Annotated in this window: 7 protein-coding genes; 4 read left to right on the plus strand and 3 right to left on the minus strand. The window is 72.2% G+C overall.

What is annotated here, in order from left to right; genetic code table 11:
* The first annotated feature begins 117 nt into the window (after positions 1-117).
* A complete protein-coding gene (locus LPU43_RS03335) occupies positions 118-2826 on the plus strand; it encodes an immune inhibitor A domain-containing protein (protein ID WP_229398722.1) in 2709 nt (902 codons plus the stop codon).
* Here the strand turns inward: LPU43_RS03335 and LPU43_RS03340 are convergent.
* Entirely contained in the window at positions 2745-3224 is a 480-nt protein-coding gene (locus LPU43_RS03340; protein WP_229398723.1) for a hypothetical protein, read from the minus strand. The genes LPU43_RS03335 and LPU43_RS03340 overlap by 82 nt on opposite strands.
* A gap of 200 nt (positions 3225-3424) precedes the next feature.
* Here LPU43_RS03340 and LPU43_RS03345 point away from each other — a divergent pair, with 200 nt between their 5' ends.
* From LPU43_RS03345 to LPU43_RS03355, 3 genes are all read left to right on the plus strand, one after another.
* Entirely contained in the window at positions 3425-5737 is a 2313-nt protein-coding gene (locus LPU43_RS03345) for an immune inhibitor A domain-containing protein (protein WP_229398724.1), read from the plus strand.
* Positions 5738-5985: 248 nt separating this feature from the next.
* Positions 5986-8412 (plus strand): immune inhibitor A domain-containing protein, encoded by a 2427-nt coding sequence (locus LPU43_RS03350; protein ID WP_229399309.1) that lies wholly within the window; start codon positions 5986-5988, stop codon positions 8410-8412.
* Positions 8413-8546: 134 nt separating this feature from the next.
* Complete coding sequence (locus LPU43_RS03355) at positions 8547-9479, plus strand: alpha/beta fold hydrolase (protein WP_229398725.1); 933 nt, start codon at positions 8547-8549, stop codon at positions 9477-9479.
* A gap of 16 nt (positions 9480-9495) precedes the next feature.
* Here LPU43_RS03355 and LPU43_RS03360 read toward each other — a convergent pair whose 3' ends face one another.
* Both LPU43_RS03360 and LPU43_RS03365 read right to left on the minus strand, forming a co-directional pair.
* A complete protein-coding gene (locus LPU43_RS03360) occupies positions 9496-9861 on the minus strand; it encodes a UCP033725 family protein (protein WP_229398726.1) in 366 nt (121 codons plus the stop codon).
* Positions 9858-13067 (minus strand): SseB family protein, encoded by a 3210-nt coding sequence (locus LPU43_RS03365; RefSeq protein WP_229398727.1) that lies wholly within the window; start codon positions 13065-13067, stop codon positions 9858-9860. The genes LPU43_RS03360 and LPU43_RS03365 overlap by 4 nt, the downstream gene beginning before the upstream one ends.
* Positions 13068-13140 lie beyond the last annotated feature (73 nt).

Genomic DNA, 13140 nt, shown 5'->3' on the forward strand with positions numbered 1-13140 from the left:
GGTTCCCTCTCCCATGCCCCAGAACGGAGCGGCATGCACACCAACCCCCGAACCGGGTCACGCAGGCGGATACTCGTCGCGCTGCCCGCCATTGCCCTCGCAGCCGCGTCACTGACCGTGACCGGCACCGCGTCGGCCGAGACGTCCCGCCCGGCCCCCGCCACGATCGGGGCCGACGAGCACTACATCAACTACGCCGAGCCGGAGGTGCAGCCTGACACCGCCGGCAAGGAGGTCAAGGGCCCCGGCGGCGTGTACACCAGCGCGGCGGACGAGGCCCAGGCGTACGACCGGAAGTTCGCCGCCGGCAACCCGGTGACGGCCCGGCAGCTCGCGAAGCTGGAGGCCCAGGCGATCCGCACGGGCAAGAGCCCACGGTGGATCAAAAAGGCCGAGAAGACCCAGACGGCGAAGCTGCTCACCCTGCTCGTGGAGTTCAACGACCAGGCCAACGACGACTTCACCGGCGTCATGGTCCCGAAGACGGTCTTCGAGGACCGGACCTGCGTCCCCGGCACCGTGCAGAACGGGCCGAAGCACAACAACATCCCGAACCCGGCGAGCCTGCCGCACAAGGACAACAACTCCATGTGGGTGCCGGACTTCTCCCCGGACCACTACAACAAGATGCTCTACAGCGAGAAGGGCATCACCGAGCGCGTCCGCACGGACCTGACGGGGCCGGACGGCAAGAAGGGCGTCAGCCTCGCCGGCCGGACCATGCGCAACATGTACCTGGAGATGTCCAAGGGGGCGTACACGGTCGACGGGCAGGCCAGCCCGTGGGTCACCGTGCCGCACTCGGAGGGCTGGTACGCGGCGTCGCGCTGCTTCCAGGACGAGAACGGCAACTGGGTCGCCGGCCGTGAGCAGGCCATGAACGGCCACCCGGAGAACCCGCAGGGCGCGGGCCGGCTCGCCACGGACGCCATCGACGCGCTCGCCGCGAAGGACCCGAACTTCCCCTGGGCCGACTACGACATCGAGGACCAGGCCGACCGGGACGGCGACGGCAACCTCTTCGAGCCGGACGGCGTGATCGACCACCTCGTGCTGACGCACGCCGGCCAGGGCAAGTCGCGCGGCGGCGGCGCCGAGGGCACCTACGCGGTCTGGGCGCACTCCTCGACCATCGCGGGCGGCTACACCATCCCCGGCACCAACATCCGGGCGTCGAACTACATCGTGCAGCCGGAGGACGCCGGCGTCGGCGTCTTCGCCCACGAGTTCGGCCACGACCTGGGCCTGCCGGACCTCTACGACAGCTCCGGCAACGCCGACTCCGACGTGGACTTCTGGGACCTGATGGCCTCCGGGTCGCACAGCGGCGAGATCTTCCAGGCGCTCCCCACCCACATGGGCATCTGGGACAAGTGGGTGCTCGGCTGGGCCGACCCGGTGACCATCGCCCCGGGCACCAAGCCGCGTGACATCCGCGTCGGCCAGACCTCGCGCACGCCCGTCGGCACGGCGGACGGCATCAAGGTCGACCTGCCGGACAAGGTGCTCACGATGGCCGTGCCGCACAGCGGCACGAAGATGTGGCACAGCGGCGCGGACCAGAACTGGGCCGACGTCAAGCTGAGCCGCCAGGTCAACGTGCCCGCGGCGGCGGACGCCAAGTTCTGGATGTGGAACAACTACATCATCGAGGCGGACTGGGACTACGGCTTCGTCGAGCTCTCCACCGACGGCGGGGCGACCTGGAAGGAGCAGAAGGTCTACGACGCCGGTGGCGCGCTGGTCACCACGAACGACAACTACGCCGACCCGAACGGCCGCATGGTCGACTTCGGCAACAAGAAGTACGGCCTGACCGGCTCCACCAACGGCTGGCGGCACGACTACGTCGACCTGTCGGCGTACGCCGGGCAGACCGTGCAGGTCCGGCTCCGCTACGCCAGCGACGAGGCGTTCGTGGAGCGCGGCTGGTTCGCCGACGACTTCTCCGTCACGGCCGGCGGCGCGACCGTGTGGAGCGACGACGTCGAGGGTGGCGCGAACGGCTGGACCGCCACCGGCGGCACCTTCACCGACACCACCGGCGCGGGCTGGAACGTCAACTCCGGCACCGAGCGGCGGGCGCACTACTACCTGGCCGAGTGGCGCAACTTCGACGGCTTCGACAACGGCCTGAAGTACGGCTACGACACGGTCTACTCGCACGAGGCGTGGAAGGTCGACAAGTTCTCCTACAACGCCCCGGGCATGCTGGTCTGGTACCGGGACACCGCGCTCGGCGACGTCAACCACACGACCGCGCAGATGACCGCGCTGCCGAGCTACGGCGCCAAGGGCGGCCTGCTGATCGTCGACTCGCACTACGACCCGTACCGCCGGAAGGGCACGGCGGCCGAGAAGGACCCGTCGGTCCTGGACAACCTGCCGAGCCGGCCGCAGTCGGCGAACGCGGCGTTCGGCCTGAACAAGACGCCCGGGTTCCGGGAGTGCCTGGAGGCGCCGGACGAGCCGTACAGCGAGTACTGCACGTGGTTCGCCTCGCAGAAGCCGGTGCGCGGCTTCACCGACGCCAAGGGCTGGTACCCGGGCATCGAGATGCGCGACGGCGCGGCGTACGCCCGCGACAACGACGCCTCCGTGGTGGTGCCGTCGCGCAACAACGCGCCGTACACGACCCGGGTGGTCAACCCGGACGGCACCCCGGCGACCCAGTTCTACGGGGTCACCCTGGGCGGCGGCGCGATCGTGCTGGGCACCGGCAACCCCGGTGACCAGGGCGTGAACTACGGCGTCTCGCTCACGGTCAAGCGCACCGCGTTCGACAACAAGGTCGCCACGGTGAAGGTGACCTCGGCGCGGCCCTGACCGCTGTCAGTCGCACGTCCCGGCGGGGCCCGTCCGGAGCACATCGCTCCGGGCGGGCCCCGCTCCTTGTGCGACGGCGGCCCGGACGCCGGGGCCCCCGGGACCGGCGCGGGGCGTTGTCGCCGGCGCGGGGCGTCGTAGGCGGCGCGGGCGTCGTGGCCGGCGCGGACGTCGTAGGCGGCGCGGACGTCGTAGGCGGCGCGGACGTCGTAGGCGGCGCGGACGTCGTAGGCGGCGCGGACGTCGTAGGCGGCGCGGACGTCGTAGGCGGCGCGGACGTCGTAGGCGGCGCGGACGTCGTAGGCGGCGCGGACGTCGTAGGCGGCGCGGACGTCGTAGGCGGCGCGGACGTCGTAGGCGGCGCGGGCGGCGCGGCCGGCGTCGGCTGCCGTAGCCAAACCGTAATGTGGAACGACCCCGCGCAATGCCGCCGGTTGGCCCCGATTTGGTGGCCTTCGCCCGCGCCTTTCCGCCGATTTCCCGGGCTTGTCAAGCAGTGACAACGGCCGAATCCTCTGCGAGGGTGACAGGCGCACGCATGACAGCGGCGACCTCGGTGGCGGCCGTCATGTCACAGTTCCACAAAGGAGGAGGACCTTTGAGGAGACGAGTCACAGCCGGTCTGGCCTCGGCCGCGGCCGCGCTGCTGGCGACCGGCGTCGTCACGGCCCCAGTGTCCGCCGCCCCGGCGGCGGAGCCGATCCCCGGGGCCGGCAAGGCCAAGGTCGAGCGTGGTCGGGACAACCTGCCCGACGCCAAGGCGGACCAGCAGCGTGAGGTCCGCAAGCAGGCCGTCGCCGACCTGCTGCAGGGCAAGGTCAAGCTCCAGACGCGCAACGGTTCCAAGGTCATCCAGATCAAGAACGACAAGTTCGTCGAGTACCAGCAGGCGCCGAAGGTCGACCCGATCTTCACGATGCTGGTCCAGTTCGGTGACCGCACCGACCCGCGCACCGGCGGCACCGCCGGCCCGAAGGTCAACCAGATCGCCCAGCCGGACCGCAACTGGAACGGCGACGCCACCGACGACAACAGCACGCTGTGGCGCTCCGACTTCAACCGCGCCCACTACCAGGACATGTTCTACGGCGAGGGCGAGTCCATGCGGGACTTCTACCTCAAGCAGTCCGGTGGCCGGTACACCGTCGGCGGCGACGTGACCGACTGGGTCACCGTGCCCTTCAACGAGTCCCGGTACGGCAGCCCCGCCATCTCCGAGGCCGACGGGTACTGGAACTTCGTCAAGGACAGCGCCACCTCCTGGTACGACTCCCAGGTCGCCGCCGGCAAGACGCCGCAGCAGATCAAGGACTACCTCAAGCAGTTCGACGTCTGGGACCGCTACGACTTCGACGGCGACGGCGACTTCAACGAGCCCGACGGCTACATCGACCACTTCCAGGCCGTCCACGCCGGTGAGGGCGAGGAGGCCGGCGGCGGCGCCCAGGGCGAGGACGCCATCTGGTCGCACCGGTGGGCCGCGTTCCCGAACCTGGCCGGCAGCGCCGGCCCGGCGGGCAACCTGTCCGGCGGCGTGCAGATCGGCGACACCGGCATCTGGATCCGTGACTACACCACGGAGCCGGAGAACGGTGGCCTCGGGGTGTTCGCCCACGAGTACGGCCACGACCTCGGCCTGCCGGACCTCTACGACACCAACGGTGGCGACAACGGGGTGGGCTTCTGGAGCCTGATGGCCTCGGGTTCGTGGCTGAGCCGCGGCAAGGACGACATCGGCTCGACGCCGGGCTACATGGACCCGTGGTCGAAGCTCCTCATGGGCTGGCTCAACCACTCCACGGTCGAGTACGGCAAGGGCAGCACGGTCCTGCCGCTCGGCCCGGCCGGCGACAGCGACGGGCCGAAGGCCCAGGCGGTCGTGGTGAACCTGCCGCCGCAGACCCAGACCACCTCGTACAACACCCCGTTCGCGGGGGCCAACGAGTGGTGGGGTGGCAGCGCCGACGACCTGAACACCACGCTGGCCCGCCAGCTCGACCTGACCGGTACGACGTCCGCGTCGATCACCGCGAAGGCCTGGTTCGACATCGAAGAGGACTACGACTACCTCTACGCCGAGGTCTCTACCAACGGTGGCGCCACCTGGTCGCAGCTCGGCAACTCGCTGATCGACGCGGGTGAGACCGGCGTCGACGGCTCCAGCAACGGCGAGTGGATCGACCTGACCTACGACCTGTCGGCGTACGCCGGGCAGACCGTGCAGTTCCGCTACCGCTACCAGAGCGACGGCGGCGTCCACCTGGCCGGCGCGTTCCTGGACAACATCTCGCTGGTCAAGGGCGGCACCACCGTCTGGACCGACGGCGCGGAGAGCCTCGACCCGGCGTGGACGGCCAAGGGCTTCACCCGGATGGGCGGCTCGGTCACCGACTCGTACCCCCGCTTCTACATCGCGGAGAACCGGACGTACTTCGGGTACGACGACACCCTGCGCACCGGTGGGTACAACTACGGTTTCGCCAACAGCCGCCCGAACTGGGTCGAGCGGTTCCCGAACCAGCCCGGCCTGCTGGTCTGGTACGTGAACTACGCCTACGGCGACAACAACACCTCGGAGCACCCGGGCTACGGCCTGAACCTCCCGGTGGACGTCCGCCCGGGGCCGATCCGGACCAGCGCCGGCGGCACCATCACCAACCGGCGCAACGGCTACGACGCCACGTTCAGCTGGTACGCGAAGCCGGCGCAGACGTTCCACGTCAACGGCGTGGGCGTCACCGTGCCGAAGCTCAACCCGAACCCGGTGTTCAACGACAGCAAGATCGACCGTTACTGGTCGGCCGAGAACCCGCAGAACTCGGTGAAGGTCGCCGGCACCGGCACCACGATCGCCATCCTGACGCAGGGCAAGAAGCCGACGGACAACATGACCATCGTGGTCAAGAACTGATCTCCTGATCGACGGGAAGGGGCCGGTGGCGGCGACGCCACCGGCCCCTTCCCGCATGCACGGGATCAAGTGGATTGTGACGGTGGAGGGCGTCGCCGACGAAAGACTGCCACAAATGGCCGCGCGTACCTTCCCACCGGTCCCACCAGACTCTATGTTCACCATTGGTCCCACCCGTGGGACCACCGGCCCTACCCCCGTCTGGGCCGGCTCCCTCACACCGGAGGTACCACGTGCGGAAAGTCGCAGTGGGTCTGCTCGGGCTTTCGCTGACGGCATCGGGACTGGTGGTGGGCACGTCCGCCAGCGCCGCGCCGACTCCGAAGCTCCCGCCGGCCGCCCCGTCGGCCGCCGAGAAGGCCCCAGCGGATCGTCACGATCTGCCGGACAAGTTCGAGGACAAGCGCCGCGCGCTTCGCCAGGAGGGCCTCAGCGAGGTCCTGTCCGGCCGGGCCAAGGCGCAGAAGATCAACGGCAGCACCGTCGTCAAGGTCGGCGAGACCGCCGGTAGCGCGGCGGCTGCGGCCGGGGCCCGGAGCGCCAAGGCGGGCAAGAAGGACCAGTACGTCGAGTTGGCCCGGGAGCGCACTGACCGGATCTTCGTGATCCTCGCCGAGTACGGCGACGAGCGTCACCCGGACTACCCCGACAAGGACATCAACCCGGACATCGCGGGTCCGCGCACGTTCGACGGTCCGCAGCACAACGAGATCCCCGCCCCGAACCGGGCCGTGGACAACTCGACGGTGTGGCAGGCGGACTACAGCGCCGACTACTTCCGCGAGCTGTACTTCGGCAAGGGCAAGGACGACGAGTCGGTCAAGAAGTACTTCGAGGCCCAGTCGTCCGGCCGGTACACGGTCGAGGGCCAGGTCACCGACTGGGTGAAGGTCAAGTACAACGCGGCACGCTACGGTCGCTCCGACGACCCGAAGGCCGACGACGACCCGACGGGCGACCCCGCCGTCTGCGCCGACAACAACTGCCAGAACACCTGGGAGCTGGTGCGCGACGCCGCCAACCAGTGGGTGGCCGACCAGAAGGCCAAGGGCCGCACCGACGCCCAGATCAAGACCGAGATGCAGTCCTTCGACCAGTGGGACCGCTTCGACTACGACGGCGACGGCGACTTCAACGAGCCGGACGGCTACATCGACCACTTCCAGATCGTCCACTCCGGCGGCGACCAGGCCGACGGCGACCCGTACCAGGGCGAGGACGCGATCTGGAGCCACCGCTGGTCTGCCTTCAACACCTCGCGCACCGGCCCGCCGAACTTCCCGATCGGCGGCACCGAGATCGGCAACACCGGCATCTGGATCCGTGACTACACGATCCAGCCGGAAAACGGTGGCCGGAGCGTCTTCTACCACGAGTACGCGCACGACCTGGGCCTGCCGGACGACTACAACGTCATGAACGGCGGCGACAACAACAACGAGCACTGGACCCTGATGGCCCAGAGCCGGCTCAGCAGGCCGGGCGACGGCGGCATCGGCGAGCGCGGCGGCGACCTCGGCGCCTGGAACAAGCTCCAGCTCGGCTGGCTCGACTACGAGGTGGTCAAGGCCGGTCAGAAGAAGACCCTGGAGCTGGGCCCGCAGGAGTACAACTCCGCCAAGCCGCAGGCCGCCGTGGTGGTGCTCCCGCAGCGGGAGTACACCTTCAACTACGGCAAGCCCTTCGAGGGCAGCAAGCAGTTCTTCTCCGGCAACGACGACGACCTGGACAACGCGATGACCAGGACCGTCGACCTCACCGGGAAGACCTCGGCGGCGCTGTCGCTCAAGGGCCGGTACGACATCGAGGCCGGCTACGACTACCTCTTCTTCGAGGCGTCGACCGACGGCGGGGCCACCTGGGCGACGCTCCCCGGCACCGTGGACGGCCGGCCGATCCCGCCGGTGTCGAGCAACGACCCGACGCCGGGCCTCACCGGCAGCAGCGGCGGCCGGTGGACCGACCTCAACGTCCCGCTGAACTCGGTGGCCGGCAAGGTCGCGCAGGTCCGCCTCCGCTACGTCACCGACGGCGGCGTCTCCTCGGGCGGCTTCTTCGGCGACAACGTCACCCTGACCGCCGACGGGCAGACCCTCTCCTCCGACGGCGCCGAGAACGGCACCGGCACCTGGACGCTCAAGGGCTTCAGCACCGTCGACGCGACGTACACCCGGCTCTTCGACAACTACTACATCGCCGGCAACCGGACGTACGTGTCGTACGACAAGTACCTCAAGACCGGCCCGTACTACTTCGGCTACGGCACCACCCGCCCGGACTACGTGGACCACTACGCGTACCAGGAGGGTCTGCTGATCTCGTACTGGAACCTCCGGTTCCCCGACAACGACACGTTCGCCCACCCGGGCGAGGGTCGGAACATGGTCATCGACGCGCACCCGGCGCCGATCTACAACCTGACCGGCAACCCGTGGCGGGCCCGCGTCCAGGTCTACGACGCGACGTTCGGCCTGCGCAAGGCGGACTCGTTCACGCTGCACATCAACGGCCAGGCCCAGTACGTCCGGGGTCAGGCCGCGCAGCCGCTGTTCGACGACACCAAGCAGTACTGGTACCCGGAGCTGCCGAACCACGGCGTCAAGCTCCCGGCCACCGGCACCAAGATCAAGGTGCTCCAGGAGAAGGGGACCTCGGTCAAGGTCCGCTTCTCCTGATCGGCTGATCGACCGCACCACCGCGATGCCCGGGCAGGTCACCTGCCCGGGCATCGCCCTTTCCGCACCCCGGTGCCACCGGCCGGGTCGGATCGCCGGGACCGCCCCGCGCGCCGGGGTCCTAGGCTGGGGCCATGACCGAGCAGCGCGGCGGGGTTGTCGACGAGTCCTGCGTCCTCACCGAGGGGCCGTGGACGCACCGCTTCGTCGGCGCCAACGGCAGCCGCTTCCACGTCGTCGAGGCCGGCACCGGCCCGATGGTGCTCCTCCTGCACGGCTTCCCCGAGCACTGGTGGGCCTGGCACGACATCCTGCCGGCCGTCGCCGACGCCGGGTTCCGGGCGGTCGCCGTCGACCTGCGCGGGTACGGCGCCAGCGACAAGCCACCCCGGGGGTACGACGGCTACACCCTCGCCGCCGACGTCGCCGGCCTGATCCGGGGCCTCGGCGAGCGCGCCGCCACCGTGGTCGGCACCGGGGCGGGCGGCATGATCGGCTGGACCGTCGCCTCGTTCCACCCGACGCTCGTGCGCCGGCTCGTGGTGCTCGGCGCACCCCACCCGCTGCGGCTGCGGGCCGCCATCTTCGCCGACCCGCGCGGCCAGTTCGCCGCCTCCACCCCGACGCTCAAGTTCCAGCTCCCCCGCTACGAGCACCTGCTCACCCGGGACGACGCGGCTGCCGTCGAGGAGATGCTGCGCCGCTGGGGCGGGCCGCAGTGGGTGGACGGGCCCGAGTTCGACGCGTACGCCCGGCGCTGCCGGGAGGCCATGCGCATCCCACAGGCGGCGTTCTGCGCCCTGGAGGGCTACCGCTGGGCGTTCCGGTCGGTGCTGCGGCTGCACGGCTACCGGTTCGTCCGGCTCATGCAGAAGCCCCTGGTCACCCCGACGCTGCAACTGCACGGCGCCCTGGACGCCGCCTCCCTGCCGCGCACCGCCCAGGGCTCCGGCCGGTACGTGACGGCCCCCTACGAGTGGCGGCTGCTCGACGACGTCGGGCACTTCCCGCACGTCGAGGCCCGGGACACGGTGCTCGGCGAGATCCTGCGCTGGGCGAAGTCCTGAGCCGCGCGGCGGGGAGTCAGAGGCGCCGCTCGCGCAGGTCCGCGACCTCGCCGGCCGGCGCCCAGCCCTGGTACACGCCGAAGTCGAAGACCTCCAGGCCCATCGCCTGCGCCACGGGCCACCGGCCGCCGGTGTACTCCACCCGCAGCCAGCCGTCGTGCTCGCCGAGGACGATGAACGGCTGCCCCTGCCACACGCAGGTGGTCCGCACGTACGCCAGCTCGTCCACCTCGGACGCGGGAAGCACCCGGACGTACCGGCCGGGACGGATCTCCTCGAAGCCGTCACCGGGTTCCGGCTGGTACAGCCGCACGTCCTCGCCGTCCGGGCTGGCCTGATACTCCCGGCCCCGCCAGCGGGCCACGTAGCCGTCGCGCATCACGCCCCACCGTCCCGGCGTCGCCAGAGCAGCGCGTCGGTGTCCAGCACCGCGACCATCCGCTCGGTGCCGTCCGCGCCGATCCGCCAGAGCTGCGCGCCGTGCGGCAGCCGCGCGCTGTCCACCTTGAACTCGGCCACGACGTCGCTGCTCTCCCCCGGCGCGAAGCCGTTGCCCCGGAACGGCGGGCGCTCGATGACCCAGCCCTCCATCGCCCGCATCGCGGCCTCGTTCTGCCCGCCGTAGGGGATGCGGTAGAGGCTCGGCCGGTGCGCCGGCCAGCGCAGCACGTAGATCTCCTCGGCGTCCCGGGAGAACGGCGAGCCCGGGTAGCTCAGGCCCAACGCGTCGTGCAGCCTGGCCGGGGTGTTCAGGTGGGCCAGCTCGTTGGCCCGGTGCACGAAGCCGGAGACCCGGTCGTAGCCGCGCTCCAGGTAGTAGGAGAGCTGGCTCGGCGCGATGGTCTTCTGCATCACCACGGGCCGGCTCGGGTCCACCGGCGGCGGCACGTGCCGGGACGCCCCGGCCGACGCCTCGGGGACCGCCTGCGGCTGCGGCTCCGGCTCGGCCTCGACGTCGTCGCCGAGCCCCACCTCGGCGGCCCAGTTCGCCAGGGCGACGATCTGCTCGCCGGGCAGCTTCGCGCCCACCGGCGTGTTCGGGTTCACGGCGAACGACCAGGCGTCGTCCGGCCAGCGGCGGATCAGCCGGGCGAACTTGACCCGTACCGTCTCCACCGGCTCGTCGAGGTGGTCGGCCAGACGCTCCGGGGAGGTGTAGACCACCACGTACGTCTCGCCGTCGAGCCGCTCGGTCCGCCAGACGAAGCCCGGCTCCCCCGGGCGGCTGCCGGGCGCGGAGTCCGGCGCGACGGGCAGCAGCACCCGGGCCAGGAGCAGGGTGGAGAGGAAGGTGTCGGTGCTGCCGGCACCGGCTGCGGCCAGCAGCTCCTCCTCGACGTCGTTGGCCGCCCGGAACTCGGGCTCGGGGTCGAGGTCGGGCGCCGGCTCGGAGGCCGCTGCCGTCCCCGGATCGGTGCTCGCCCCCGGATCGGTGCCCCACCCGGGGGCGGTGTCCAGCTCCGGATCGGTGGTCGACTCCGGGGCGGTGCTCAGGTCCGGATCGGTGGTCGGCCCCGGGGCGGTGGTCGGCTCCGCGCTGGGCGTGAGGGCGGGGTCGGGCGTCGGGGCCGTGGCGACGGGGGCCGGGGGCGGGGCGGGGGACGCCTCGTCGGTCGGGTGGAAGGGGGAGTCGGCCGCCGCGTCGGGCTCGGGCCGCCCCGCCGGGGTGAACAGCGACATCGTCGGCTCGGCCGCTGCCGGGGCGGCGGACGCGACGACCTGCTCGTCGGGCCCGGCGGCGGGCGTACCGGTCACCGGGTCTGCGACGACGGGCTCGGGGGCCGGCGGCGCGGACGCCCCGGGGCCGAGCGGGATCGCCTCCTGCGTGGCGGGCAGTTCCCGCGACTCGATGACCGTGCCCTCGATGACCGTGCCCTCGATGACGATGGGCGAGAAGGAGCGGCGGGTCGCGGTCGGCTCGCCAGCGGACTCGGCGAGCGCCCCGGGTGCCTCCTCCGTCAGCTCCTCGACGGGGGTCGCCGGCTGCCCCGGCAGGGGCCGGGTGGCCTCCTCGTCGGCCGCACCCGGGCGGGGGCGCGGGAACGCCTGCGCGACCCCGGGCACCGGCCCGCGGCGCGGCAGCTCACCGGAGGCCGGGCCGCCGGTCACGCCGAGACGGCGGGTGACCTCGTCGGCCGCCGGGCCGCCGCCGAGGCCGATGGGTCGGGTGGCCTCCTCCGCCGCCGCACCGCCGCCCAGGCTGATGGGGCGGGTGACCTCCGCCGCCGCAGCACCGCCGCCGAGACTGATGGGGCGCGTGACCTCCGCCGCACCGCCCCCCAGGCTGATGGGGCGGGTGACCTCCGCCGCCGCAGCACCGCCGCCGAGACTGATGGGGCGCGTGACCTCCGCCGCCGCAGCACCGCCGCCCAGGCTGATGGGGCGGGTGGCCTCCTGGTCGGGGGAAGTGCGGGGCGGTTCCCCCGTGGACGCGGGGCGGAAGGCCGGGGGCGGCTCGCCGGCATGGGACGTGTCGCCCGGGGACGTCTGGGCGGGCGGGAAGGCCGTCGTCGGCGGCTCGGCGGGGGCACCAGGGCGGAAGGCGTGGGTCTGCTGCTCGGCGAGCGGCTCCGGCGCGGGCCGACGACGGGGGAACGCCTGGCCGCCGGCGGCGAACCCCCGCGCCGGCGGGGCGGCCTGCTCGGCCGGGCGGCGCGGCTCGCCGAGCGGCCGGGCCGCCCGGTTCCGGCCGGACGCCGGTTCGAAGAAGGAGTTGGGCGGGGCGGACGGGCCCGGCGGGTCGACCGGCCGGGCGGCACCGACCGGGGTGTCGGCCGGTGCGGGTTGCGCTGGTGGCGCGGGGGGTCGACGCCGCACGTTCAGCCACCCCGAGCCGCCCGGCGCGGGATCGGCCGCCAGCCCGTCGGCCTGCCGGCCGGGCCCGGGGTCGGCGGGGCCGGCGCCCGTTCCGGCCGGCCCGAGGGCACCGGGCCCGCGCGCCGTGGGCCCGTCGGGGCGGGGCGCGGCGAGGGGCCCGTCCACCGGGGCAGGCGGTCGGAGCGGGGTCATCGCCGGCGCGGCCTCCGGCGGGACCGCCTCGGGCCTGGTGACCGGGGCGGGCGGTCCGCCCCGCGTGGCGTCCTGCGGGCCAGGGGCCGACGCCACGGTGGCGTCCCGCCCGGCGACCACGGCGGTGGCGCGGGCCTTGGCGACCGACTCCGCGCGTTCCAGGCGGGCCCGGGCGCCCATGGTGCGGCCGGGCAGCCGCACGTCGCCCCGGGAGAGCTGGGAGACGAACCAGGCGGGCAGGTATCCCTCGATGGGCAGGCCGGGGTTGACCGCGAGCCACCACTCGTGGTTCGGCCATTCGGCGGCGAGGGCGGCGTACGCGCTGCGCCGGCTGGGCGCGGGGTTCCCGCCCAGGCAGGCCCGCAGCGCGGCGGGCGAGGTGAACGCGAGAACGTGGGTGCGGCCGTTGGTGGTCCAGGTGCCCCAGCCCGGCGGGGCCTGCCCGGACAGCGCCTCCGCGGAGACCGGCAGCAGTAGCTCGGTGCGGGCCAGGATGCGGAAGTAGAGCTCCTGGTCGTTGGCGCGCAGCGCGTCCCGCATCGCCGCTTCGGCCTCGGTAGCCGGCTCCCAGTCGGTCACGGCCACCTCTCCTCCCGCGAACAGGCCATAGGCATCGCGTACAACCTACAAGGTAGTAACAAGATCACAATGG

This window comes from Micromonospora okii, assembly GCF_020884795.1.
Classification (GTDB): Bacteria; Actinomycetota; Actinomycetes; order Mycobacteriales; family Micromonosporaceae; genus Micromonospora; species Micromonospora okii.